The organism is Acetobacter fabarum, from assembly GCF_040702925.2.
GTDB lineage: Bacteria > Pseudomonadota > Alphaproteobacteria > Acetobacterales > Acetobacteraceae > Acetobacter > Acetobacter fabarum_B.
On record NZ_JBFCXX020000004.1, the window covers coordinates 1 to 25,404 of the forward strand.

Genomic DNA, 25,404 nt, shown 5'->3' on the forward strand with positions numbered 1-25,404 from the left:
CTCCCCCACGCCCCACCGCAGGACCCCTTGCCGGACATAACGCCATGGATGCAGGGGAACTGCGGCATAAGGGGTGTCCATCATTTTGAAAGCCACAGACCCGGCCCCCACATTGCCATAACAGCCCTGATGCATGGCAACGAATATGCCGGGGCCATGGCCCTTACCCACCTGCTGGCAACACCCCCTACCCCCACACGGGGGCGGCTGAGCCTGATTTTTCTTAACCCGGATGCATACGCAGCGTTCGACCCCCGCCACCCCTCCCGCTTCCGTTATATTGAGGAGGACATGAACAGGCTGTGGGCACCCAAACTTATCCACTCCACACACACATCTCTGGAAATGCAGCGCGTGCGCGAGCTTGTACCCGTGATTGACACAGTGGACGTACTGCTTGACCTGCACACCATGACATGGCCTTCCGCCCCCCTGCTGCTGACCAGCATGGCGGAACGCAACCTGCGCATGGCCAGCACTTTGGCCTGCCAGCAGGCAAGCCCCCTGCAGGTTGTGCTGGATCAGGGCCACCCTACCGGGCCACGCCTGATTGATTACGAACGTTTTTCCACGCCTTCGGGCACGGCACGGGCCTGCCTGCTGGAAGCCGGGCAACACTGGACCCGCAGCGCTGCCCAGCACAGCCTGAGCACGGCCCGCGCGTTTCTGGCCGAGCATGGCATGGGCCCTCCCTTACCCAGCACCCCACACCAGAGCGGGATCAATGCCGTGGTGACCGATTGTGTAGAAGCCCATACCGCGGGCTTTGCCTTCCTGCGCCGCTATGCGGGTGGAGATATTATTGAACACGCCCACACCCTGATTGCCGTGGATGGTATGGACGAAATCCGCACCCCTTACGATAACTGCCTGCTGGTCATACCCAACCTGCGCCCCCGCCGGGGACATACGGCGGTCCGGCTGGCGCGCATTCTTTAAAAAATCAGATACGGCGGAACAGACGCCGCCAGAGCTGAACCTGCACGGGTTTTGACGCACCAGTTCCATACAGGTCCGGCCAGCATGGTCTGAGCATCAGGCACAGTCGCACAGGCCCAAGGGTGCGGTGCTGGGCACCTGATCCATGGAATTACTGCCATAAGATCCATGGAGTTATTGCCATAAACAGAGTGGCACATTGGGCAGCACAGGCCGAAAGTGCCGAAAACCCAGAACGGATGAGCCTGCCCCTACACGCAAAAAAGGCGCAGGAGAAACCTCCCGCGCCTTTTAAGGCAGAACCGGTTTAAACGCGGATTAGCGCGTATAAATGGGGAAGCGTGCACACAGGGCCTTAACCCGTTCATGCACGGCGTTTTCCACGACGGTATCCCCCTCCCCACCCGAGGCGGCAAGGGCGGTCAGCACTTCGTCAATCATTTCACCGACCTGACGGAACTCTGCTTCGCGGAAGCCGCGCGCCGTGGCGGCAGGGCTGCCCAGACGCACGCCAGAAGTAATGGCGGGTTTTTCCGGGTCAAACGGAATGGCGTTTTTGTTGGCTGTAATACCCGCACGTTCCAGAGCCTGTTCCGCTGCCTTGCCGGTCACTTTTTTGGGCCGCAGGTCAACGAGCAGCAGGTGGGAATCGGTGCCACCCGTCACAATATCAAACCCGCGTTCTACCAGCACTTCGGCCAGCACTGCGGCGTTCTTCTGCACGGCTTTCTGGTATTCCTTGAACTCAGGGCGCAGGGCTTCGCCAAATGCTACGGCCTTACCGGCAATAACATGCATGAGCGGACCGCCCTGCAGGCCGGGGAACACGGCGGAGTTGATCTTTTTGGCCAGTGCTTCGCTGTTGGTCAGGATCAGGCCGCCACGCGGGCCGCGCAGGGTCTTGTGCGTGGTGGAGGTCACAATGTCCGCATATTCCAGCGGGTTGGGGTACAGGCCCGCAGCAACCAGACCGGCAAAATGCGCCATATCCACCATAAGCAGCGCACCCACTTCATCCGCAATGCGGCGGAAACGGGCAAAGTCGATAATCCGTGGGTAAGCGGACCCACCTGCCACAATAATGGAGGGCTTGTACTCGCGCGCAAGGCTTTCCATCTGGTCGTAGTCCAGCACGCCGTCCTGCTGGCGCACGCCATACTGCACGGCATTGAACCATTTGCCCGAATAGTTGGGAGCGGCACCGTGTGTAAGGTGCCCACCCGCTGCAAGGCTCATGCCCAGAACGGTGTCACCCGGCTTGCCCATGGCCATGAACGCGGCCTGATTGGCATTTGCGCCCGAATGCGGCTGCACGTTGGCAAAAGCTGCGCCAAACAGGGTTTTGGCCCGTTCAATGGCCAGAGTTTCCACCTTGTCCACTTCCACGCAGCCACCGTAGTAGCGCCGGCCGGGGTAGCCTTCGGCGTATTTGTTGGTCAGCACACTGCCCTGCGCCTGCAAAACAGCCTCGGAAGCCATGTTTTCGCTGGCGATCAGCTCAATCCCGTCCTGCTGGCGGGTCAGCTCTGCGGCAATGGCGGACGCAACGTCCGGATCCGTCTGGGTCAGCGGCGCATGAAAAAAACGGTCCAGATCCGTGTGGCTCATTCGGGTGTTCCCTCAAAATCAAACTGTCGTTTGGCAACATGCCTGCCGGGCGGCAGATGGTGGTCACTCTATACGGTTCCGGCTCGCTCTTTGCCAGACCATGTTCCACACTGCTTTTTATAACAGACACAAGCGCTGGGTGCTCTCTTACCCCGTTCCACGCACAGCTGACAGGAGAAAAACGCAAAAAGGGCGGAACTCTCCCCTTTTTTCTGCCCCGCACTTTTGCCCACGCCCTCTTTGGGACAAACCGTAAACATGGCTCCCCGGCACGCCCCCCATATCAACTGCGGATTCGCGTGTCCTGAGCACGGCAACACCGCGCGGGGCTGACCCTTGCGCGGCGGGGTTGCATAACAGGGGCAGGCGCGCATACTTGCCCCGTTTTGTTCACCCCGTACCGTCATGGGTAACCGGCCAAGCCTGCCCCGTGGCAAACACCGAGCAAGGAGATCCCGCCCATGATGGCTGGTCGTTTCCCTTTGACCCGCCCGCGCCGCAACCGGTTTGACGATGCTACACGCCGTCTGGTTGCCGAAAACTCACTGGGCATCAGCAACCTGATCTGGCCGATTTTTTTCATGGAAGGGACAGGTGTCACAACCGAGGTTTCCTCCATGCCCGGCGCGCATCGCGTCACACTGGACCGGCTCGCCAGGCATGTGGAACCGGCTGCCAGGCTGGGTATTCCAGCCCTTGCCCTGTTCCCCATCACCCCGACGGACGCGCGTGATGATGCCGGAACCGAAGCGCTCAACCCCGACAACCTGATGTGTCGCGCGGCCAGACTGCTGAAAAAGGAATTCCCCGACATGGCCCTGATCGGGGACGTGGCGCTGGACCCCTACACCAGCCACGGCCATGATGGCGTGATCGAGGACGGCTACGTAGCCAATGACGCCTCGGTCCAGATCCTGTCCCGGCAGGCCGTTAATCAGGCCCACGCGGGGGTGGATATTATTGCCCCTTCGGACATGATGGACGGTCGCATCGCCACCATCCGGCAGGACCTTGACGGCAATGGCCTGATCAACACCCGCATCATGTCCTACGCGGCTAAATATGCATCCGCCTTTTATGGCCCGTTCCGCGATGCGCTTGGCTCTGGCGGGCTGCTGAAAGGGGACAAGAAAACCTACCAGATGGACCCCGCCAACAGCGACGAAGCCCTGCGCGAAGTGGAAATGGACATTGCCGAAGGGGCCGACATGGTCATGGTCAAGCCCGGCATGCCGTATCTGGACATTATCCGTCGCGTAAAAGACACGTTCAGCGTGCCGACTTTTGCGTATCAGGTCTCGGGAGAATATGCGATGCTCATGGCAGCCATCAACAATGGCTGGCTCGACCGCGACCGTGCCATCATGGAAAGCCTGATGGCCTTCCGCCGTGCTGGGGCCAATGGCATACTCACGTATTTTGCCATTGAAGCTGCACAGCACATTCGGGAAAGATCGGGCCTGTAACCCACCGCCTGGCCCATGCCGGGCATAAGCGGGTCGGTTCTACCGGCCCGCCATGCATCCGGGATTGCCGATTATGACGCCTCCACTGCGCAACCCGCAGTTTTTTTATACCACAACGGCACAACCATGCCCGTACCTGCCTGCGCGCATGGAACGCAAAATTCTGGTTGATCTGGCTGTCCCCGATGCCGACACCCTGCACAGCCGCCTGTCCACCACGGGCTTCCGGCGCAGCCACACACTGGCCTACGCACCTTTGTGCGCGGGGTGCTCGGCCTGCATTCCCATCCGCCTGCCTGTTGCCGCCTTTACCCCCAACCGCACACAAAAACGGGTATGGAACCGCAATACGGACCTTAGCGCGACCCTGCTGCCCCCCATAGCAACGAGCGAACAGTACGACCTGTTCCGCCAGTACCTGAGCGCCCGCCACGCGAATGGCGAAATGGCGCATATGAGCGCGCGCGACTACCGGATTATGGTGGAGGAAACAACGGTTGACACGCAGATCATAGAGTTCCGCACACCAGACAACAAACTGGTCGCCGTCAGCCTGACCGATACGCTCGATGACGGGCTTTCGGCCGTGTACAGTATTTACGACCCACAGCAGACCACCCGTTCACTGGGGGTTTATGTTGTGCTTTTCCTTATCCACCAGACATTCCTGCTTGGCTGTCCGTATCTTTATCTGGGCTACTGGATTCCGGGCAGTCCCAAGATGGCGTACAAAAGCCGCTTCCGACCGGCAGAAATCCTGCGTGATGATACATGGCAGCCACTGGACCCGGAGCAGCCTGTCAACACCTCGCGGGACGCCCTGTTCCCCAATGCGCCATTATTCTGACCCGCCCGCCCCTTACTGGCAGGCTTACGCTCCACAGCTCATGCCCCCAGTGAGCAGAGCTGAATTTGGGCTCAGGGGCTGTTGACTGATTGCGCTGGACAGGATGTTGGACAGCAAGCCAGTGACAAGATCAGAAGCGGCACATTGAACGATTATGACGCCCTGTTGCGCCATGATAAGGTCCGACCGCTGCGGCACTCACGATTTTCCATATCTTGAAAAGCAGTTTACCCACCCTCCGCCTTGGCGGCGATGCTCTGGTTTTCATGGACGATCCCGCCAGAAAACCGCACGATACACCACCAGATAGCCTGTTTTTACGCGTCCAGCATGATTGCATCGCTCGTCGTCACGCGGCCAAGACGAGGGAAAATTGCCTCACAGGCAAAACGCTGCATCTCCAATGTGAATGTGGACATGATGTCCTCGGCAAGCACAACGTTGTATCCGTGCTCATGAGCCGCCCGAGCGGTGGACGCCACCCCCATATTGGTCGCAATTCCGCCGAGCACGATGGTTGTGATCCCGCGCCGCCGTAACTGGAGGTCGAGGTCCGTGCCGTAAAACGCCCCCCACTGCCGTTTCGTGACCAACAGATCGTCCGCTTCGGCAAGGCCGTCAACCAGTTCGCTCCAGTCTGGCGCGAAACCGTCTGGTGACGAAACAGGGCGATCGACCGCACCATGCACGGCATCGGCAAAATCGGGTGCGAATGCGACATTCACCAGAATGACGAGAGCACCGGCAGCCCGGAAATGCGCCGCGACTTTTTTCGATCGCTCGACGATCTCTCCGCCCGATATTGGTGCAAGAGGAAGCCCTGTTATGCCCTTCTGAAGATCAATCAGGACAAGAGCCGTCTGGCTGGCTGGGAGTGAAAGCATGATGAGACCTTCCTTATTGACGTTCGAAGTGCTTTCCCTAAGCATTGCCTGGGACATCAAGAAACGTTGAAATTTGAGTGCACACTCAAACAGGAGGATTATTTGAGGATAGACTCAAATACTTCAAGAGAAAAACGAACGCCTCTCCAGCCACTCCGCTCGACGGGGCGTCAGCGCGTTGAGGAACTGCTGGCGGCTGCGTCCGACCTTATGGCGGAGCGCGGTTATGAAGCGACAACGATGGCGGAGATCGCGGCCCGCGCCGGGGCGAAGATCGGTTCGCTCTATCGTTTCTTTCCGAACAAAGAATCTGTGGCGGACGCGCTGATGCAGCGGCATATCGCCATTCTGGAAGAGGAATACGCAGCACTTGCCCTGCGTGCGACCAGACTTTCGCCAGAAGAACTGGCCGATGTGCTGATCGAATTACTTGTCACGCTTCACCCTCGTGTCAAATCATTACCCGCGCTGATGGAAGCACGGACTGACAGAATGGAAATCCGTGACTGCGCACGAGGGCATGCCATAGCCGGAATTGCGGCGGCATTACGTGTCTGCGCACCGGGGCTGGATGAGACACTGGCGAGAGATATCGCAACGGTCGTTCTGAACACCATGAAAATGTTACGAAGCATGCTCGTAAAAGATGCGCCCACGACACCAGACGCTCCCAACGAGTTGCGCCGGATGAACCGGCTCTATCTTTCGGACCGGCTGGCACCGTTCCGCCGCACCTAGAGCGCGTGACAGATTATAATAAACTTTTCAATATCTTCTCTTGATATCATGTCTTTTTATGAAACCCTGTCTCGTTTTCAAACAGCCAGACGCATGTGCAGACGGCCTCGAAAAAGAAATACGTGATCCCAAACTTCGTTGTCGTGATGGGAATTACGTATTCCTCATTGAGAGAAACAACAAAGACAAAAATTGGATAATACCAACCTGAAACGCGAAAAATGCCTATTCCTTATTGATTATCTTCTGGAAAATAAAGAAGTCATGCAGTCCATTTCCTGACCCACTCCACATCATGAACGGTGGAGATTGCTAACGCGGGAGCCAGTACGTCCATCATATCCCGCCCCACTCTATCAGGACGGAGAATGACAGGGACTGTCTCTGCGTTCCGGACGCGCCTGTCACGCAGATGTACATGCCGATCAGCAATCCATATGCTGCCGCGCCGCCTTCGTCTTTTACCTCAAACAATGAACCCTGAGCCTAGAGCGCATCCACTGAACTATGAATTGTGTGGGGTGACATGGGGCATGGATTGTGATTCACCGTTTTCATTGATGGAGATGGTGATGGCGCGAGCATTGAGTGATGATCTTCGGGTGCGCGTTCTGGAAGCCGGAGCAGCGGGCGGGTCAGCGCGTTCATTGGCGAAGCGTTTCGGGATCGGGATTTCGACAGCGATCCGGTGGCTTCGGCGTGAGCGTGAACGCGCCGAATGGGCGGGAGCACAGATGATGTTCCTGCCTCCCTATAGTCCCGATTTCAACCCGATCGAAATGGCGTTCGTCAAACTCAAGGTCCTTTTGCGCACCAAGGCAGCAAGAACCGTCACAACCTTATGGGACGCCGCCGGATCAGTCCTGGATGCTTTCACTCCTGACGAATGCGCCTACAGGCCGCGAAGATTCCTTCTCATCTGCACTATTCCAGTTTCCGCTGGGTATAGGCCAAATCCTTCGTCAGTTGAGCAATGTACTGAAGGTTAAGACTCGTCAAGCACGACAATCTGCGGACTTCATGAGCGGCAGATTCTGCATCCCCCATAACAGACATTGAAAAATCACAATATTTATTTTTATATTTTTCAAATTCCCGATTGCTTATCGACATATATCTTCTGGCATCTCCCTTAAAATACTCTTCCTCAAACCACGTATCCAACATCCTCGGCTCCTGCTTTTCTTTTTGAACCAGCAGTCTCTCACTCGCTTCAAAATTTTTCTCCGCACAAAGCCTGACATCTGATAGCGCTCGAAACTGGCGGTAACATGCTTGAGATAAATCATTTGTACTGGGTTCTGCACAAACAAAAGCAGGCGCTATAGAGAAGCAACAAACCATCAAAAAAATATTTTTTCTCATTGAAAAATTTCCATTATTTATAGAAAAAAATTAAATTAATTACCTTGACTGCACAAACGGCAAGTCACCATCAATCTGCTCAATATAATGAAGATCAAGGCTCACACGACATGCTTTTTCATAGATTTCGTGAGAGTTACTGACTGATCCGCCCATAAGAGACATTGAAAAATTACAATTATCTCTCTTATATTTTTCAAATTCTTGATTACTTTCAAGAATCTTTTTCTTTGCTGCATCCTTATAGACTTGCTCTACATCCCATTGATCAAGAACCATCATGGCGTGCTTCTGCTCTCGTGCAAGGTATTTTTCACTCTCAGCGAGCTTTCCCGTCAGACAAACAACAATATCTGACGATACAAAAAAATCTTCAGAACATTGATTGTATAAATCCTGAGTACTGGGGGCAGCATTGGCAATACCCCCAAAAAAAATAATACAAAAAACAAAGCCGCTAAAATTTTTCATCATCAAGAACCTAGCACCAAAACCATCTAACCCTGCATCATTCAAGGAAATTACTACTTTTCGTTAAATACATTTTTTAGATCCACGTTGCAAAATTTTTAAAATTCTATTTTATAAAATCTCTCACATACAACAGTTTCTTATAATAATTTATATCTCCATGATTATAAAGAGCCGAAACGCTATTAATATTTAAATTTTTCCACCCTGTAATAACTCGTTTTTTTGCAGATTTTTTATATTTCCAAATCTGTCCACATCTAAAGATAGAAAAATTGGGATTCATATTTTCCATAACCTCAACTGTGCTGCCGATTTTCTTAGATAATTCATTCAGTGTTTTTTCATTATAAACTTTTATTGTGAGAATTTTTCCATCTATATTGCTATTTTTTTAAAATTCTCATCTACTACAACTTTTATATCTTCATTGGCATGCTTCATTAATAAAAACCCAACACCAATTCGAATATTATCAATCGGATTTGATAAAGCAGAATTTATATTTAACCGCCCTTTCCAAGCAGGAGGAACAATAAGATAGCCTCCCTCATTATCAGAAAAAAAGCTTTTAAACCTGGGTCTTGTGTATTTCCAATCTGCATAGGTCTACTACGCCATGAAGGGTTATCTGGTCCTCCCGTTTCAACCCAGATCATTGCCTTAATTATTTTCCAATCCAAGGGTCGGTAGTTTGGAGTATTAATTAAATAACGATTATACTCATTAACTATATTTTTTATATCTGAATCATATGCATTCCAACGATCTGAATAACGACTTTCATTAATTGTATCTTGCCATTTTTCAAAACCAGTTTTTGCACGTCCGGACAATGTTTGAGGGACACGAGATCTCTTTAGAGTTTGATGTGTTGCCACAATATCTCTCCAATCTGCCGCACACGATTAGCGCGAACAGAAAACATATTTTTTATGGGAATACTCTACGCCGGGAGCTTTCAATAGACGTAGAAAGGCTATTGTTCTTTATCAAATATGCATTATGAGCTCAGTGTCAATTATTTTTACGCAACTCAAATTCAAAAATTAATCTAGAGCGCATCCACTGAACTATGAATTGTGTGGGGTGACATGGGGCATGGATTGTGATTCACCGTTTTCATTGATGGAGATGGTGATGGCGCGAGCATTGAGTGATGATCTTCGGGTGCGCGTTCTGGAAGCCGGAGCAGCGGGCGGGTCAGCGCGTTCATTGGCGAAGCGTTTCGGGATCGGGATTTCGACAGCGATCCGGTGGCTTCGGCGTGAGCGTGAAAGCGGCGAACGGACGGGGGCACAGATGATGTTCCTGCCTCCCTATAGTCCCGATTTCAACCCGATCGAAATGGCGTTCGTCAAACTCAAGGCCCTTTTACGCGCCAAGGCAGCAAGAACCGTCACAACCTTATGGGACGCCGCCGGATCAGTCCTGGATGCTTTCACTCCTGACAAATGCGCCAACTTCTTGACAGCCGCTGGATATGAACCGGAATAAAGTGGACTCGCTCTAGGCTTTTTTGTTCGTCCATGTGGGAGCAAGCTTGCCAACACCTGCGCGCTTGCCCAGCCAGTCCTGCAAATCCGCCATGACGCGGTTTCGCACGGTTCCGGGCCAGACCAGCCCTTCGGATGCAGTAAATACCACAGCCTGACGCAACTTCCCGCCATCGGCGTATTTCTGCAACGCCACCCCCAGACCACGCCCCATGACGGGGAGCTGGTCGAGCGGGAAAATCAAAAACCGGCGGTTATCCCCAAGCACGGCCACATGGTCCCCCTGAGCTGGAATGCACAACTGGGCAGACTCATCGCCCTTGAGGTTGAGCACCTGCCGACCTGAACGCTTTTCGGAGACGAGGTTATCATCCTCCACCACCATGCCACGCCCCGCACTGGAAGCCACAAGGCGCTTGCCGCCTTCCTCCAGCACAAAAACCGCTAGCAGTTCCTCATCATTGGACAGGTCCATAAGCAGACGTACTGGCTGGCCGTCACCCCGCCCCCGTGGCAGGTCCACGCCCTTGAGCGTAAAGGCGCGGCCATCGGTCGCAAAAAAGCACAGCCTGTCCGTGCTCTGGCACGGAAGAGCCAGCTTGAAGCCATCCCCTTCCTTGAACTTCTGGCTTTCCAGATCAACATTGTGGCCCTTGATGGCGCGCACCCACCCTTTTTGGGACAAGATCATGGTCAGCGGTTCGCGCTCCACTGTTTCCACCACCGAAATGTCAACCGGCTTGGGAGCAGACAGAATGGTGCTACGCCGTGGGCCAACACGGCCCTTGCCAAACGCCTTGACCATACCCTCCAGTTCCTGCCCGATCTGCTTCCAGCGCTGTTTTTCATCGCCCAGCAGTGCGAGCAGTCCGGCTTTTTCGGCGGCGAGGGCGTCATGCTCCTTGCGGATTTCCATTTCCTCAAGGCGGCGCAGGCTGCGCAGGCGCATGTTCAGCACGGATTCGGCCTGCATGTCGGTCAGGCCAAAGGTGGCGATCAGGCTCGCCTTGGCGTCATCCTCCTCACGGATAATGCGAATGACCTCATCCAGATTGAGGTAAACGATGAGAAAGCCTGCCAGAATTTCCAGCCGTTTTTCCACGGCGGCAAGGCGGTGGCGGCTGCTCCGTTCCAGCACTTCGTGCCGGTGGTCCAGCCATGCCTGCAACACCTGCTTAAGCCCCAGCACACCGGGGGAACGGTCCGCCCCCAGCACGTTCATGTTCAGGGGAAAGCGGCTTTCCAGCGACGTGGCGCGGAACATGGTTTCCATCAGCACTTCGGGTTCGATCCCGCGTGTCTTTGGCTCCAGAATCAGGCGGATTTCATCCGTGCTTTCGTCGCGGATATCGCCTAGCAGCGGGAGTTTTTTCTGCTCCAGCAGGTCTGCCACCTGTTCGATCAGGCGGGACTTCTGCACCTGGTACGGTATTTCCGACACGACAATATGCCATATGCCAAACCGCCCCTGCTCCACAGCCCAGCGTGCACGCATGCGGAAGCCCCCTCGCCCCGTCTCGTACGCCTGCAGAATGGCCGAGGCATCCTCCACGATCAGCCCACCAGTGGGGAAGTCCGGCCCCGGCATAAGGGCCAGCAGGTCCTGCGTGGTTGCAGCAGGGTTCCGCACCAGCAGCGCCGCGGCCGCGCACACCTCCGCCGCATTATGGGGGGGAATGCTGGTGGCCATACCCACGGCAATACCCGCAGCACCATTGGCCAGAAGGTTGGGGAACGCTGCTGGCAGCACCACGGGTTCCTGCTCCTCACCATCATAGGTGGGGCGAAAATCGACCGCGTCGCTCTCTATCCCGTTTAGCAGGGCTACGGCCACTTCAGTCAGGCGGGATTCCGTGTACCGCATGGCGGCTGCATTATCGCCATCAATCGAGCCAAAATTGCCCTGCCCTTCCACCAGCGGGTAGCGAGCCGCAAAATCCTGAGCCAGACGGACCAGCGCCTCATAAACCGAGGCATCACCATGGGGGTGGAACTTACCAATGACGTCCCCCACAACACGCGCGCATTTTTTAAACCCCGATGTCGGGTCCAGCTTAAGCTGGTGCATGGCGTAAACCAGCCGCCTGTGCACGGGCTTGAGCCCGTCACGTACATCTGGCAGCGAGCGTGACATGATGGTGGACAAAGCATAGGCCAGATAGCGCTCACTTAGCGCATCTGCCAGTTTTGTCTCCTCAATATGGCCTTCGAATGTCTCGTTCATGCTCTGCCCCAGATAAAACGGTGCGATGTGTGATGGTCATGACATACCGCCACAGACCCGGTTGTGCCAGCCTTGGTGCGCAGTTCAGGTGTCGCCCGCTCCGGCTACCAGTTTTTCCACACGCCCGAGCAGTCTCTGCCGGGCGGCGGGGAGTGGCAGATGCCGCTGGCCAAAAGCATCCCGCGCCAGAAAATGCCCACTCAGGCGCAGGCCATCCAGCCAGTCCGGCCAGGAACCCGCCTGTGTCGGGTCATGCAAAAAAGCAGGCAGGGGCAGGAGCCGGTCCTTCCACGCCCCTGCCCCTTCGCAGCTGACAGCACGCCCGGTGCGGGGAGAGACAAAGGCGAGGTCGTTCGTCTGCCCGGTCACGGCGCAGCAGCTTAAATCCAGCCCAAAACCCAGCACGTCCAGCAAGGCCAGTTCCCACTCAATGTAATTAGGCAGACCGGTCTGCTCCGCAACGTCGGGGCTGTAGCCGATAAAGGAAAGAAGTTTGAGGGTCGCCCCAAAAAATGCCGGGCATGGCTCACCCTCGGGCAGGGTGGCATCGGCCAGCACACAGGCCGACTGCATCATGGCCAGTGCCAGCGGCATGCTCAGGATACGTGCAGCACAGCCATACAGCAGTTCACCCGATACCTGAACAGGAGCACCCTCGCCCCGTTGAGTCAGGCGGACCTTGACCACATTCCCCGGCTGCCACAAGGCGCGACCGGCTCGGCCAGCACCCCCGTAAGCCAGAGCGCGCACCAGCCCGTCCTGCTCGGTCAGCATATGAACCCGCGCGCCATTCTCGCCCTGCGGGGCCACAAAAACAACAAGAGCGGGAGCCTCCCTTTGCAGAGAAGTCCCGCCCTTGTTCAGCATGCAGAAGACCCTGTCTTAGACGCCGGAAACCTTGGCGACTTCAGCAGCAAAGTCGTCAACGACTTTTTCAATGCCTTCGCCAAGGTGGAAGCGGTCAAAGCCCACCAGCTTGACGCCAGCTTTTTTAACAACGTCCTTCACGCGGGTTTCGCCGTCATGCACCCATACCTGCTCCAGAAGCACCACTTCTTCGTAGAACTTGCGGATACGGCCTTCGACCATTTTTTCAATAATGGCTTCGGGTTTGCCCGATGCGCGGGACTGTTCGATCAGAACAGCGCGTTCACGCTCGACTTCTTCCTGATTCAGGCTGTTCACATCCAGCGCGGACGGGCGGGTCGCGGCAACATGCATGCCAACCTGACGGCCCAGCTGCTCAATGGCTTCATCAGCCGTCGGAGCTTCAATAGCTGCCAGAACGCCAATCTTGCCCAGACCGGGACGCAGCGCGCCATGCACGTAAGTGGCCACTACACCAGACGGCACGGTAAAGACGCGTGCGCGGCGCAGGGTCATGTTTTCACCGATGGTGGCGATCAGGTGCGTCAGTTCGTCAGCAACGGTACGCCCCGTAGCCAGCGTAGCTGCCTTGATGGCTTCCAGATCATCACCAACCTTGAGCGCAACCTGAGCAACGGATTCCACAAAATTCTGGAACGCTTCGTTACGGGCGACAAAGTCGGTTTCGGCATTCACTTCCACCATGGCGGCGGTTTTGTCGCCAGAGGCAACGGCAACCAGACCTTCTGCTGCCACGCGGCCGGATTTTTTGGCGGCGGCGGCAAGGCCCTTGGTGCGCAGCCAGTCAATGGCGGCTTCAATATCACCCTGCGCTTCGTTCAGCGCCTTTTTGCAATCCATCATGCCTGCGCCGGTTTTTTCGCGCAGTTCCTTGACCAGTGCTGCGGTAATTTCCGCCATATTCCTACTCCTTAGAAAACCGCAACGCGCCCCTGGCAGGGCGCGTGGCAGAACATTCCGTTGCCTGTAAAAAACACAGGCCTCTCATGCAAAAAAACAGCCCGGTTTAAACCGGGCTGTTTTTTTAAAGGCTTCAGCCTGCTACCGGAGCTTCTTCCGCCACCGGAGCCGCTTCCAGAGCGGGTTCAACCGGCAGTTCTTCAGAAGCACCCACGTCATGGCCCGCAGCACCCAGTTCGGCGGAAATACCGTCGAGCACGGAACCGGAAACGAGGTCGCAGTAAAGGCCAATGGCGCGAATGGCGTCATCGTTGCCGGGGACCGGGTAGGTCACGCCACGCGGGTCGGAGTTGCTGTCCAGAATGGCCACAACCGGGATACCCAGCTTGTTGGCTTCTTCAATGGCCAGCTTTTCCTTGTTCGTATCAATCACGAACAGAATGTCGGGCAGACCACCCATTTCCTTGATACCACCAAGCGAGCGTTCGAGCTTGTCGCGCTGGCGGGTCAGTTCCAGCACTTCCTTCTTGGTCAGGCCGGAAGTCGCGCCTTCGAGCGTTTCTTCAATCTGGCGCAGACGCTTGATGGAGCCCTGAATGGTCTTCCAGTTGGTGAGCATGCCGCCCAGCCAGCGATGGTTGACGTAGTACTGACCGCAGCGGCGTGCTGCTTCTGCAATCGGGTCCTGTGCGGCGCGCTTGGTGCCAACGAACAGAACGCGGCCACCACCGGCGACAACATCGCGAATCGCCTTGAGGGCGCGATCAAGCAGGCCAACGGTCTGCTGGAGGTCGATGATGTGAACCTGGTTGCGCACACCGAACAGGAACGGCGCCATGCGCGGGTTCCAGCGGCGTGTGTGGTGACCAAAGTGAACACCAGCTTCAAGCAGCTGGCGCAGTGTGAAATCGGGCATCGCCATGGGGCGTATTCCTACCTAACTGGTTAAACCTCCGCGAGACACCACCCAGCCATTTGACTGGGCACCAGAGGTGTATGGCCCCGCGTGTGTTATACCCCGGTCTGCGCCGGGGCGGCTCTATATGGCGTTTTTTGGCCCTGCGGGCAAGGCCAAAAAATGCGTTCAGCCCTGCTTGAGCGGTTTGGCGTAACGGTTGGGCACCCCGCTGCGGGCCAGCAGATCGCGCAGGCTTTTGACAACAGGGAACACTTCCACATTGTGGTCCCCGCCCAGTTCGCGCCATGCGTTCTGTTCCATTTCCACAATTTCGCGGTCTTCTTCAAAGATGCGATGCGTAAACAGACCCAGCACCGGCCATGCCATATCAAGCAGGAAAGTCCATTTGGGCTTTTTAACTGACAGCAGACCAAACGCCTGAGTAACCTGCTGGGTTTCACCCAGCGGCAGGTAACATGCCCACAGGTCCATGATCAGGTCGCCGTCCTTGTCATGGATCTGGAGCGTCTGGTACGGATAGGTGGTGCGAATGGACACGACCTCTTCCACTGGCTGTTCGCGCCCATCATCATGATGTTTGCCAAAAATCAGGGCTTCGGCCAGCGGCTGGTTGCCACCTTTGCGCGCAAAGCTGTAGCGGGCTTCCATAAAGTTGTCGCCCTTGTCCTGCCCCAGAAAACGGGCCGTGATGGAACCCATCTGGCGGCGGTGCAGGAACTGATGGTTCATGTCCATCAGGTTTTCGTGCATGAACGTATAGTGGCACTTCAGGCGCGGGCTGAACTGGCGGGTCTTGTATTCAGGGTTCCCCACCTGCGCGATATCGGGCACGGGCACCTTGTCCGCCAGATCGGGGTCACCGGGGAAGATAAAGATCAGCCCGCTTTTTTCGCGGCAGGGGTAGGATTTAACCGGGCGGCCCACGCCTTCCTTGTTCAGGTAGGGCACGGTTACGCATTTGCCCTGCTGGTCAAACGCCCAGCCGTGATAGCAGCACTTGATGCAGCCCTTGTCGTCCACAACGCCTTTGCTCAGCGGGACCTGACGGTGAGCACAGCGGTCTTCCAGCGCATAGACCGGGCCGTATTCCGGGCGGATCAGCGCAATGGGATGGCCTGCAAAACGGGCGGCAAACGCCTTGCCCTGCCTTACCTTGCTGGACCATGCCACAGGGTACCAGAAATTGGGATCAACATCGATCTGCCTCAGATCATAGCGGGGGGCATGCCCCTGCTCTGCCTGCTGCTCCGTAGCTGTTGCTGCCTGTTGCATGGTGTCACCTCATCAGAATACCACAGACCGGTTGTTCCGATGCATATCATTCCGGCCTGAAAAGGACGTGCGAACGATTGAGCATTCAGCCGGGTCTGCACAAGCCCTTATCGTCGCATGCCTGCCTTCCAAACGGAATGGACATAAATCAAATTCGGCTTATGCACTCTTCCGCAGGCATTGTTCCAGTTGCGCGGTCCATGATTCGTCCACCGGCAAGGACGTTCCGTCCAGTTCCGTGACCACCCGGAGCGAAAGGGAATTTACCAGCCACACACCACGCGCGTGCAGCAGGTCCGCCGGGGCCAGACGGGCTTCACGCACAAAATTTTGCTCCAGCAGGCGCTCACGGGCAATGCCCGCCAACGCACCTTCGCCCCCAAGGGGCGTGAGCAGCCCCGCATCCGTTGCCACCAGCAGGTTGCTGATCGTGCTTTCCGCCACCCGTCCCTGCGTGTTGAGCAACAGCGCATCCTGCGCCCCCATACGCTCGGCCTCCTGCCGGGCCAGAATACCGGGCAGGTAGTTCAGGCTCTTGATATAGGACAGGGGCGAGGCCTCATCCCGCCGGATCAACCGGCTGGTCACGACCTGAATACGAGCAAGGCTGAACTCCCCCGGAGCCGCCGTAAGCAACACGGTAGGGTGCACGTGAGTCGGAGGCAGCAGCCCCCTTGGCCCCTCCCCGCGCGCCACGCTCAGCCGTAGCACCGCGTTGTGCAACCCGCATGCCTGTAGCAGCGCCGTAGCAGCCTCCTCCACCACTCCAGCCTGCGGCACGGGCATGCCCAGCACACCTCCCCCCGCTGCCAGACGGGCCATGTGCCGGGGCAGATGCAGAACCCGCCCACCAACCGCCCGCATGGTTTCAAACAGGCCATCACCCAGCGTAAAGCCACGATCTGCCGGGCTTATGCGGGCCTCATCACGCGTAAGGAGCGCGCCATTGAGCCATACGACTGTCATGCTCTCTCCGCAAAAGCCGCAAAAGGGGCAAGCTTCAGGCGCATTTCCTCATATTCCTTTTGCGGGTCAGACAGAATGGTAATCCCGCCCCCCGTACCCATACGCAACTGCCCCCCGTGGGCGACAAAACTGCGAATGATCACGGAGCTATCCATCCGCCCATCCACACCAAGGCAAAAAACCGTTCCACAATAAGCCCCACGGGGTGTGGCTTCCAGTTCGTCAATAATTTCCATAGCGCGGTATTTGGGCGCACCTGTTACGGAACCGGGCGGCAGGGTAGCCGCCAGCAGGTCAAACACATCACACCCCTGCCGCAAATGCCCCTGCACTTCAGAAACAAGATGATGCACATGTGCAAACCGTTCCACCGCCCATAATTCGGGCACACGCACACTGCCAATACGGGCAACACGCCCGATGTCATGGCGCATGAGGTCCACAATCATCAGGTTTTCAGCACGTTCCTTATCATCTGCTGCCAGAGCCTGAGCCAGAAGCTGGTCCTCCGCCCTGCTCTGCCCCCGTGGGGCTGTGCCTTTTATGGGGCGGGTTGCCATATGCCCGTGCCGGTCAACCTGCAAGAACCGCTCTGGCGAACATGAAAGCAGCGAAAACCCTGCCCCACAGGACAAAAAAGCTCCAAAAGGTGCTGGGGCCACCTGCCGCAACCGGCGATACAGGCCAGACGCACACATATCTGCAGGCAGGTCCGCCACATGCTGGCAGGTGATGTTGACCTGAAAAATATCCCCCTGAGCAATATAGCGTTGCGCAGCACTGACTGCCCGGCAGTATTCCGCCTGTGTCTGACTGGCCCGCAAATGCAGCGGGGGTACCTGTGGGGCTGGCTCCGCGTGCTCAGGCAGGGCGGACCAGAGTGCCTGAGCCTGCTCACACGCCTGAGGCGTTAGCCCATCATGCGCCAGCCCTGCCAGCACCACCTGCCGGTTTTTGCGGTCCCATATATAGGCATGATCGTAAAAAGCTGCGGAAAAGACAGGAGCATCCCCCTCCGCATGCCGGGACGGAACACCTTGCAAGGCCCGGCCAAACGCATAGCTGGCAAAACCGACCCAGCCACCACAGAACGGCACATCCGCCTGATAGGTACCAATACTGAAACCTTCCTGTATTTTACGCAGAATATCCAGCATCTGCTCAGACGCACCCAAAGCCTGACGCACCCCGTCCACTTCCACCCTGTCTGCAAAAACCTGTAGGGTATGGCGTGGATTATGGCAGAAGATACGCCACCGGCTGCGTGCGTCCAGCGCTCCGCCACTATCGAGAAAAGCGCACCATGGGGCACCTCCCCACAGGGCCAGAACCGTATCCGGCTCCCGCCATGGCAGGGTGCGCGTCCATGCCACGGGCTAGACCTGCTCCACGCGGGAAATACCATCCAGTGTACGCAGCTTCTGCCCGAGCAGAGGGGTCACCTTGTAGCCACCACGCAACCGGATTTCCACATCGCAGCTTTCAGCCACACCGGGCAACAGCACAATACGGCCTGCGCCGCCCTTCTGGTCGCTCAGCACGGTTTGCAGGGCGGGCAGAGCCTCTTCCTTTTCCAGCCATATCCGCAATTCGCTTTGGCCCTGGGCGGCTGCGTCCTCCAGTTCCACGATGTCGGACGCGGTGATACGCATGGCCTCGCCCTCCTGCTTAAGTTCGGCCGTAACCAGCACAGCCCTGCCCGCCACCAGACTTTCCCGCACACGGCCCAGCACTTCGGAAAATACCGTGACCTCACACCCACCTGTGGCGTCGGACAGGCGCACCCATGCCATTTTATTGCCTGTGCGTGTCGGACGCTCCTTGCGGTCCACCACGCAGCCCGCAATTTTAACCCGCCCGACCCCGGCTTCTGCCGCGGCAAGCAACTGGGAGGATTTGACAACCCCCAGCCTGCGCAACACAGGGCCATAGGCATCCAGCGGGTGGGCTGTCATATGAAAGCCAACCGCTTCTGCTTCCATGGCCAGTTTTTCAAACTCCGGCCAGTCCGGCCCTTCGGCCAGACGCAGGGGCTCCTTCTGCCCGCCGCCACCAAACAGACCGATCTGGCCTGATGCCGCCTCCTGCGCCTGACTATGGGCGCGGCGCAAAAGGACATCGGCTGAATGGAAGACACGCGCCCGGTTTTTATCCAGACATTCAAACGCGCCTGCCTTGGCCAGATTTTCCATTTGCATGCGGTTGATGTGTTTGGGGTCTATGCGCGTTGCAAAATCGGCCAGATCGGTAAAAGGCTTGTCCCCTCTTGTGGCAACCAGAACCTCCATGGCCCCAAAACCAACTTTTTTAACCGCGGCCAGTGCGTAGCGAATGGCGTATTCGCCATTGGGCATGACCTCCACGGCAAAGTCAGCCTCCGAACGGTTGATGTCTGGCGGCAGCACGGCAATGCCCATGCGCTCGGCCTCCTGCCGCAGGGCCGCCAGTTTTTCCGTCCGTTCCCGCGCGAGTGACATACAGGCAGCAAGGAAGGCCACAGGGTGGTTGGCCTTCATCCACGCGGTCTGGTAGGAGACAAGAGCATAGGCCGCAGCATGGGATTTGTTAAACCCGTAATCCGCAAACTTGGCCATGAGGTCGAACACCTCTACCGCCTTGTCGTGATCTATGCCGCGCCCGGTGGCTCCTTTGGTAAAGATCTCGCGCTGGTGGTCCATTTCCGCGCGGATTTTTTTACCCATGGCGCGGCGGAGCAGATCTGCCCCACCCAGACTGTAGCCCGCCATCTTCTGGGCAATCTGCATGACCTGTTCCTGATAGACCATGATACCGTAGGTCTCTTCAAGAATATCGCGGATTTCCTCGTGCGGGGGTTCCCACGCCTCACCATGCTTACGGCGGCAGTAGTCAGGAATATTGGCCATTGGACCGGGGCGGTACAGAGCCACGGCGGCAATAAGATCCTCCAGCCGGGTGGGGCGCATCTGTTTGAGAACATCGCGCATGCCAGCACCTTCGAACTGGAAAACGCCTGCCGTATCGCCCCGGCTGAGCATCTCGTATGTGGCGGTATCGTTCAGGGGGATGGAGGCCAGATCCACCTCCTTGCCCATCTTGTGAATAAAATCCACACCGCGTTTGAGAATGGTCAGTGTTGTCAGGCCCAGAAAGTCGAACTTGACCAGACCGGCCTGCTCAACAAACTTCATGTTATACTGGGTGACCAGCGTGTCGCTCTTGGGGTCTCGGTACAGCGGCACCAGTTCCACCAGCGGGCGGTCCCCGATCACCACCCCGGCGGCGTGAGTGCTGGCGTGGCGGAACAGCCCTTCAAGCTGCTGGGCAATTTCAAGCAGTCTGCGCAAAGCCTCGTCATTATCGCGCATTTCCTGCAATTTGGGTTCGCCTTCTATGGCTTCCCTGAGCGTAACAGGCTTGGCTGGGTTGTTGGGAATAAGCTCGGCCACACGATTGACCATGCCATAGGGCAGCCCCAGCACACGCCCCACGTCACGCACCGCCGCGCGGGCCTGCAACTTACCGAAGGTAATGATCTGGGCAACCCGGTCGCCCCCATATTCACGCCGGACATACGCGATCACCTCGTCTCGCCGGTCCTGACAGAAGTCGATATCAAAGTCAGGCATGGAGACACGTTCGGGGTTAAGAAACCGCTCGAACAGCAGGTTGAAGGGAATGGGGTCAATATCCGTAATGGTCAGCGCCCACGCCGCCAGCGAGCCCGCACCCGAACCACGCCCCGGCCCTACCGGAATATCATGCGCCTTGGCCCACTGGATAAAGTCCGCCACGATCATGAAGTAACCGGGGAACCCCATTTTGGAGATAATATCCAGCTCGAATGTCAGCCGTTCACGGTAGCGGTCCTGCGTTGCGTCATCCAGCGTCATGGAGGCCATGCGGCGCTCCAGCCCTTCCCATGCCATGGCGCGCAGGGTCTGGTCCTCGGTCGCACCTTCGCGCACTTTGGGGCAGACAGGCAGCAGGGGTTTGCGGGTTTCCACCTTTATGGCGCAGCGGCGGGCAATTTCGAGCGTATTGTCACACGCATCAGGCAGATCCGCGAACAGGGCGCGCATCATCTGCGGGGGTTTGAACCAGTGCTCGGGGGTTACGCGGAAGCGGTCTTTTTCCGCCATGGTGCGGCCCTGGGCAATACACACCAGCGCGTCATGCGCCTCGTACATTTCCGGCTTGGGGAAAAAGCACTCATTGGTGGCCACAAGCGGCAGGCCAAACTGGCTGGCAAGGCCCAGTACACCCGGCTCCACCGCTTTTTCAATAGCCAGATTATGGCGGTGCAGTTCCACCACCAGCCGGTCGCCAAAAGCTTCCTGCATACGGGCCAGCCAGCGTGTGGCCTCGTCCTTCTGCCCTTCGGCCAGCATCTGGAACAGGGGACCGCGTGTGCCGCCGCTGAGCAACATCAGCCCTTCGGCGCGTGCGCAGAGTGTATCCAGCGTTACAAACGGGTCAGACGGATCGGATGTCTTGAACCCTTCCGATGAGAGGAACTGGAGATTGGTCAGCCCCACTTCGTTCTGGGCCAGCAGCACCACCGGTTCAGCCGGTGCACCAGGTTTGTCATTGCGGGCAGGCAGGCCGATCTGGGCCCCGATAATGGGCTGAATGCCACTTTTCGTGCAGTACTGCGAAAATTCCAAAGCACCGAACAGATTGCCCGAATCGGCAATAGCCACGGCAGGCATATGCATTTCCTGCGCGAGGGATGCAATTTCCGGCACCCGGATTGCCCCCTGACTGAGCGAGTAGGCAGAGTGCACACGAAGATGAACAAAATCAGCGTAGGACATGCTCCTCCATAGCACAGGCATGTCCTCTCTTCACCGCCCTGTACGCACTTTAAAAATCAGGGCACGGCATGCAGCATGCATGGGCTGGGGCAGTCACCCCCGCCCTGCGGCTGGAACCGCGCACCAATCGGCACTAAAGTGGAGGCTCTACCCTCTTCGGGGGTTTTATCGCCCCGATGTTTCATCTGTTATTCAGGATATTTCATGCGGATTATCAGATCCAGATCAGAGCTGGCCACACAGCGCGCCCAATGGCGCACAGAGGGCGAGCGTATTGGCGTTGTGCCTACCATGGGCTCGCTCCACAACGGCCATCTGGCCCTTGTCAACGCGCTGGATGGCAAGGCCACGCGGCGGATTGTGAGCATATTTGTCAATCCCATCCAGTTCAACAATCTGGCTGATTTTGAGCACTATCCCCGCGGGCTTGAAGCCGATGCCGCCGTACTGGAGGGTACCGGCAAGGTTGATGTGCTCTATGCCCCTGATGAGGCAGAGATGTACCCGCCGGGTTTTGCAACACGCATTACGGTTGCCGGTGCGGACGCGATGCTATGCGGGGCAGAACGACCCGGCCATTTTGATGGTGTTGCAACGGTTGTAAGCAAGCTCCTGCTCCAGACCGGTGCCGATGTCGCAGCCTTTGGTGAAAAGGACTACCAGCAGCTCTGCCTGATCCGCCGTCTGGTGTGTGACCTTGACCTGCCCGTAAACATTGTTCCCGTCCCCACCGTGCGCGAAGCAGATGGCCTTGCCCTTTCCTCCCGCAATCGGCGGCTGAGTGCCGCACAGCGCAAACAGGCCACCCACCTGCCCGCAGCACTGCACGCCTGCATTGCAGACATTAAAACAGGCAGGCCCGTTGCCGATAGCCTGCAAACCTGCCGCGACCGCCTGACGGCTTCGGGGTTTAACGTGCATTACCTTGAACTGCGCACCGGGGACACACTGGAGCAGACATCCACCCCCCAGCCAGATGCACGCCTGTTTGTTGCCGCAAGTCTTGGTGACATCCGCCTGATTGACAACATGCCGCTCCACCAAGCCTAAACCCGCGCCCCCCATTATTTTTCTTTCCACAACGGAGATAACCATGAGCATAACGCGCCTTGAACCCGAAGAGCGCCTGAGCGGAGCCGTTATTCATAACGGGCTTGTATATCTGGCAGGCCAGATTGCCGATGACGCCAGCCTGAATGCCCAAGGTCAGATGGCCGATATTCTGCAACAGGTCGATGCCCTGCTGGCCAAAGCCGGAACAGACAAGAGCCACCTGATTTCTGTGCAGATTTTTTTAGCGGATATGAATGACATGGCCGCCATGAACCGGGCATGGGATGCATGGCTCGACCGCAACAACAAACCGGCCCGTGCAACGGTGGAAGCCAGACTGGCAGACCCATCGTGGAAAGTGGAATTGACCGGCATTGCAGCCCTGCCCTGAGACCTGAAGCCGGGCCGAAGCACCCCCGTTGCCTTATTACGCAGCGAGGGTCGTTCTCTGGAAAATGCCTGACATAAACATGCATTCCCCCACATACTGGCCAGAGCACCCACAGGTCGCAGCCAGCGCCACGTAGCACGGCAGACTATAAGCGTAAGATGACAGGATGGTGGCACGCAATGGGAAATATTGTTATCTAATCACTTTCCTATGAATCCAATATCATTTTCAGCAACGAAAACCTGACATGAGCGAAGATTGCCTATATAAATATACCTCAAAATGATATTGAGGATCGGCATGTCTATTTTCCTAAAAAATCTTGAAATCAAAAATTTTCGTGGCATAGGCAAACGAATTGTAAAAATGGATAAATTTGAAAAAATAAACCTCTTCATTGGAGAAAATAATTCCGGAAAGTCAACTGTTTTAATTTTTATTTCAAATTACTTAAAAGAGATCCAAAGAAACACAGCATCTACTCTTGATGCGCCGCAAAATCTAGATCTGTCTATGGAAGATACAAATTCCCCGATAGAGTTTTCTTCAAACATGAGAATTGATCTATATCAAGGTGGGCTTGACATTATAAATAAAGAAAAAAGAAATAAAGTAATGAGTTTTTTTGATAATATTTTATTAAATAATAAGTCAATGCTGAAATTAAACGTTAAAATAAATGAAAAAGGGAACCTAGAAAAAGAAATTCTAGACAAAAATGGCGAACTTATCAACTTCATCAATATGGAATACTACCATGACTGCTTAGGTGATATTGCTATGGCACTAAGTGTTTCCTTATCAAACACATCAACGCCCTCAACAATTTGGAGAGAAGTGATTGACGATTATTTTCGTTTATTTAAATCATCTTTACAACCCATAAAAATAATACCCACTATTAGATATATTGATGAAGTTGGTAATCAATTTGATGATTATTCAGGGAAAGGTCTTATTGAGTGCTTAGCCGGATTAGATCGGCCGAATATAAAAAATTCTAACGACAGATTAAAATTTAGAAAAATTGAAAATTTTTTACGTGAAGTAATTTCAAACCTGAACGCAACAATAGAAATACCGACAGATAAAAGCGCCATAATTGTAGAAATAAATGGGAAACGTCTTCCCCTTGAAAATCTCGGAACAGGAATTTCCGAAGTAATTATGATTGCTACATTTTGCACATTATCAGAAAATGAAATTATCTGCATAGAAGAACCGGAAACACATCTCCATCCAATTTTACAGAAAAAACTTATTAATTACCTCAACAAAAAAACATCAAATCAATATTTTATATCCACCCATTCCGCATCGTTCATCGACACGTCTAATGCGGCTATTTTTCACGTCTACTTAGAAAACAATCAGACTATGATCAAGGAGGCTATATTAAACTCAGATAAATATAACATCTGTCACCAACTAGGTTATAAGGCTTCTGACATCCTCCAAGCCAATAGTGTGGTGTGGGTCGAAGGCCCTAGCGAGTTGATATATCTTCGTTACTGGATTGAGTGTGTCGATTCCAGCTTGGTAGAAGGCATTCACTATTCTGTAATGTTTTATGGTGGTCGACTTCTCAGTCACTTATCGGGTGATGGTGAAGAGCAAGACGACAGCGAAGAAGAGGATGTTCAGAGATTCATACAACTTCCATCGTTGAATCGTAACAGCCTTATAGTCATGGATAGCGACAAGAAAAGTGACGATGACAAAATTAATAATACAAAAGAACGTATCAAAAAAGAGTTCGAAATAAATGGTGGTTATGTATGGATTACTCAAGGGCGAGAAATAGAGAATTATCTGAATTATCCTGACATTCAAGAGGCTTTAAAAGCCAATCATCCCAGAATATACGATGGGCAGGATAAAGATGGTCAATACGACCATGCTTTCTATTTCAAACGGAAACCAAAATCGGGTAAAATAGAAGCTTCTATAGAGGAAAAGGCTGATAAGGTTTCCATCGCCAAATGGATTGTAGACAATCATAAACAGTCATTTACCAAGCTAGACCTTAATGACCGTATATACGGGGTGGTTAACTTCATTCGCAAAGCTAATGGATTAGAAGAATTGAAATAAAGCCTCCCAACGGCGATTGATTAGAATCCAGTGGTATCTTGATCTCTGCTGAGACTTGAAGGTCAAGATACCTTTTCTTATAAGGCC

General features: G+C 55.3%; 20 protein-coding genes and 4 pseudogenes. 11 read left to right on the forward strand and 13 right to left on the reverse strand.

The features are described 5' to 3' along the window. A partial coding sequence (locus AB2L51_RS04560; RefSeq protein ID WP_400920900.1) for a M14 family metallopeptidase occupies positions 1-939 on the forward strand: 939 nt, incomplete at its 5' end. A gap of 318 nt (positions 940-1,257) precedes the next feature. On the opposite strand, the gene glyA is transcribed toward AB2L51_RS04560, so the two are convergent. After that, complete coding sequence (gene glyA, locus AB2L51_RS04565) at positions 1,258-2,547, reverse strand: serine hydroxymethyltransferase (protein WP_395581607.1); 1,290 nt, start codon at positions 2,545-2,547, stop codon at positions 1,258-1,260. Positions 2,548-3,008: 461 nt separating this feature from the next. On the opposite strand from glyA, the gene hemB reads away from it, so the two are divergent. Further along, a complete protein-coding gene (hemB, locus tag AB2L51_RS04570) occupies positions 3,009-4,013 on the forward strand; it encodes a porphobilinogen synthase (RefSeq protein ID WP_395581606.1) in 1,005 nt (334 codons plus the stop codon). Positions 4,014-4,086: 73 nt separating this feature from the next. Continuing rightward, the gene (locus tag AB2L51_RS04575; RefSeq protein WP_395581605.1) at positions 4,087-4,860 is read left to right on the forward strand and encodes an arginyltransferase; all 774 of its coding nucleotides are present in this window, start codon (positions 4,087-4,089) and stop codon (positions 4,858-4,860) included. A 317-nt stretch (positions 4,861-5,177) separates the two neighbouring features. Here AB2L51_RS04575 and AB2L51_RS04580 read toward each other — a convergent pair whose 3' ends face one another. Further along, positions 5,178-5,744, reverse strand: coding sequence for a hydrolase (locus tag AB2L51_RS04580; protein WP_395581604.1), 567 nt, complete (start codon positions 5,742-5,744; stop codon positions 5,178-5,180). A gap of 108 nt (positions 5,745-5,852) precedes the next feature. On the opposite strand from AB2L51_RS04580, the gene AB2L51_RS04585 reads away from it, so the two are divergent. From AB2L51_RS04585 to AB2L51_RS04590, 3 genes and pseudogenes are all read left to right on the forward strand, one after another. Beyond that, positions 5,853-6,482, forward strand: coding sequence for a TetR/AcrR family transcriptional regulator (locus AB2L51_RS04585; RefSeq protein ID WP_395581617.1), 630 nt, complete (start codon positions 5,853-5,855; stop codon positions 6,480-6,482). A 572-nt stretch (positions 6,483-7,054) separates the two neighbouring features. Continuing rightward, positions 7,055-7,192, forward strand: a pseudogene (locus tag AB2L51_RS15370) (IS630 transposase-related protein); the annotation flags it as partial. Further along, positions 7,187-7,471: pseudogene (locus tag AB2L51_RS04590) on the forward strand (transposase); the annotation flags it as partial. The pseudogenes AB2L51_RS15370 and AB2L51_RS04590, both read left to right, overlap by 6 nt. Here the strand turns inward: AB2L51_RS04590 and AB2L51_RS04595 are convergent. The 3 genes from AB2L51_RS04595 to AB2L51_RS04605 all read right to left on the reverse strand — a co-directional run bounded on the left by AB2L51_RS04595 (position 7,407) and on the right by AB2L51_RS04605 (position 9,199). Next, positions 7,407-7,847: a hypothetical protein gene (locus AB2L51_RS04595; RefSeq protein ID WP_395581603.1), complete on the reverse strand. Its 441-nt coding sequence runs from the start codon at positions 7,845-7,847 to the stop codon at positions 7,407-7,409. The pseudogene AB2L51_RS04590 and the gene AB2L51_RS04595 sit on opposite strands and share 65 nt — an antisense overlap. A 39-nt stretch (positions 7,848-7,886) precedes the next feature. Next, positions 7,887-8,363 carry a lysozyme inhibitor LprI family protein gene (locus AB2L51_RS04600; RefSeq protein WP_395581602.1) on the reverse strand — a complete coding sequence of 159 codons (477 nt, stop codon included), beginning with the start codon at positions 8,361-8,363 and terminating at the stop codon, positions 7,887-7,889. Positions 8,364-8,824: 461 nt separating this feature from the next. Beyond that, positions 8,825-9,199 (reverse strand): hypothetical protein, encoded by a 375-nt coding sequence (locus tag AB2L51_RS04605; protein WP_395581601.1) that lies wholly within the window; start codon positions 9,197-9,199, stop codon positions 8,825-8,827. Between the two features lie 259 nt (positions 9,200-9,458). Here AB2L51_RS04605 and AB2L51_RS04610 point away from each other — a divergent pair. Next, positions 9,459-9,590: pseudogene (locus AB2L51_RS04610) on the forward strand (IS630 transposase-related protein); the annotation flags it as partial. Next, positions 9,591-9,815, forward strand: a pseudogene (locus AB2L51_RS04615) (transposase); the annotation flags it as partial. Between the two features lie 12 nt (positions 9,816-9,827). On the opposite strand, the gene parC reads toward AB2L51_RS04615, so the two are convergent. The 8 genes from parC to dnaE form a co-directional block, all read right to left on the reverse strand. Further along, entirely contained in the window at positions 9,828-12,038 is a 2,211-nt protein-coding gene (parC, locus tag AB2L51_RS04620) for a DNA topoisomerase IV subunit A (RefSeq protein ID WP_395581600.1), read from the reverse strand. Positions 12,039-12,122: 84 nt separating this feature from the next. Next, positions 12,123-12,881 carry a DNA repair protein RecO gene (recO, locus tag AB2L51_RS04625; RefSeq protein WP_395581616.1) on the reverse strand — a complete coding sequence of 253 codons (759 nt, stop codon included), beginning with the start codon at positions 12,879-12,881 and terminating at the stop codon, positions 12,123-12,125. Positions 12,882-12,920: 39 nt separating this feature from the next. Next, on the reverse strand, positions 12,921-13,826 hold the full coding sequence (gene tsf, locus AB2L51_RS04630) for a translation elongation factor Ts (protein ID WP_166111562.1): 906 nt from the start codon (positions 13,824-13,826) through the stop codon (positions 12,921-12,923). A 133-nt stretch (positions 13,827-13,959) separates the two neighbouring features. Beyond that, positions 13,960-14,748, reverse strand: coding sequence for a 30S ribosomal protein S2 (gene rpsB / locus AB2L51_RS04635; protein WP_166111565.1), 789 nt, complete (start codon positions 14,746-14,748; stop codon positions 13,960-13,962). Between the two features lie 162 nt (positions 14,749-14,910). Continuing rightward, positions 14,911-16,017, reverse strand: coding sequence for a Rieske 2Fe-2S domain-containing protein (locus AB2L51_RS04640; RefSeq protein WP_395581599.1), 1,107 nt, complete (start codon positions 16,015-16,017; stop codon positions 14,911-14,913). A gap of 159 nt (positions 16,018-16,176) precedes the next feature. Next, positions 16,177-16,983: an aminotransferase class IV gene (locus tag AB2L51_RS04645; RefSeq protein ID WP_395581598.1), complete on the reverse strand. Its 807-nt coding sequence runs from the start codon at positions 16,981-16,983 to the stop codon at positions 16,177-16,179. Beyond that, complete coding sequence (pabB, locus tag AB2L51_RS04650) at positions 16,980-18,356, reverse strand: aminodeoxychorismate synthase component I (protein WP_395581597.1); 1,377 nt, start codon at positions 18,354-18,356, stop codon at positions 16,980-16,982. The genes AB2L51_RS04645 and pabB overlap by 4 nt, the downstream gene beginning before the upstream one ends. 3 nt (positions 18,357-18,359) lie before the next feature. Beyond that, complete coding sequence (gene dnaE, locus AB2L51_RS04655; protein ID WP_395581596.1) at positions 18,360-21,779, reverse strand: DNA polymerase III subunit alpha; 3,420 nt, start codon at positions 21,777-21,779, stop codon at positions 18,360-18,362. Between the two features lie 204 nt (positions 21,780-21,983). On the opposite strand from dnaE, the gene panC reads away from it, so the two are divergent. From panC to AB2L51_RS04670, 3 genes are all read left to right on the forward strand, one after another. After that, entirely contained in the window at positions 21,984-22,829 is an 846-nt protein-coding gene (panC, locus tag AB2L51_RS04660) for a pantoate--beta-alanine ligase (protein ID WP_395581595.1), read from the forward strand. 43 nt (positions 22,830-22,872) lie between these two features. Then, entirely contained in the window at positions 22,873-23,223 is a 351-nt protein-coding gene (locus AB2L51_RS04665) for a RidA family protein (RefSeq protein ID WP_395581594.1), read from the forward strand. A gap of 300 nt (positions 23,224-23,523) precedes the next feature. Further along, a complete protein-coding gene (locus AB2L51_RS04670) occupies positions 23,524-25,317 on the forward strand; it encodes an ATP-dependent nuclease (RefSeq protein ID WP_395581593.1) in 1,794 nt (597 codons plus the stop codon). The last annotated feature ends 87 nt before the right edge of the window (positions 25,318-25,404 follow it).

What these genes read in the sequence shown, in the direction of transcription:
- glyA (WP_395581607.1), bottom strand. Translation starts at nt 2,547, where the DNA reads ATGAGCCACACGGATCTGGACCGTTTTTTTCATGCGCCGCTGACCCAG.
- hemB (WP_395581606.1), top strand. Translation starts at nt 3,009, where the DNA reads ATGATGGCTGGTCGTTTCCCTTTGACCCGCCCGCGCCGCAACCGGTTT.
- AB2L51_RS04575 (WP_395581605.1), top strand. Translation starts at nt 4,087, where the DNA reads ATGACGCCTCCACTGCGCAACCCGCAGTTTTTTTATACCACAACGGCA.
- AB2L51_RS04580 (WP_395581604.1), bottom strand. Translation starts at nt 5,744, where the DNA reads ATGCTTTCACTCCCAGCCAGCCAGACGGCTCTTGTCCTGATTGATCTT.
- AB2L51_RS04595 (WP_395581603.1), bottom strand. Translation starts at nt 7,847, where the DNA reads ATGAGAAAAAATATTTTTTTGATGGTTTGTTGCTTCTCTATAGCGCCT.
- parC (WP_395581600.1), bottom strand. Translation starts at nt 12,038, where the DNA reads ATGAACGAGACATTCGAAGGCCATATTGAGGAGACAAAACTGGCAGAT.
- tsf (WP_166111562.1), bottom strand. Translation starts at nt 13,826, where the DNA reads ATGGCGGAAATTACCGCAGCACTGGTCAAGGAACTGCGCGAAAAAACC.
- rpsB (WP_166111565.1), bottom strand. Translation starts at nt 14,748, where the DNA reads ATGGCGATGCCCGATTTCACACTGCGCCAGCTGCTTGAAGCTGGTGTT.
- AB2L51_RS04640 (WP_395581599.1), bottom strand. Translation starts at nt 16,017, where the DNA reads ATGCAACAGGCAGCAACAGCTACGGAGCAGCAGGCAGAGCAGGGGCAT.
- AB2L51_RS04645 (WP_395581598.1), bottom strand. Translation starts at nt 16,983, where the DNA reads ATGACAGTCGTATGGCTCAATGGCGCGCTCCTTACGCGTGATGAGGCC.
- dnaE (WP_395581596.1), bottom strand. Translation starts at nt 21,779, where the DNA reads ATGTCCTACGCTGATTTTGTTCATCTTCGTGTGCACTCTGCCTACTCG.
- panC (WP_395581595.1), top strand. Translation starts at nt 21,984, where the DNA reads ATGCGGATTATCAGATCCAGATCAGAGCTGGCCACACAGCGCGCCCAA.
- AB2L51_RS04665 (WP_395581594.1), top strand. Translation starts at nt 22,873, where the DNA reads ATGAGCATAACGCGCCTTGAACCCGAAGAGCGCCTGAGCGGAGCCGTT.
- AB2L51_RS04670 (WP_395581593.1), top strand. Translation starts at nt 23,524, where the DNA reads ATGTCTATTTTCCTAAAAAATCTTGAAATCAAAAATTTTCGTGGCATA.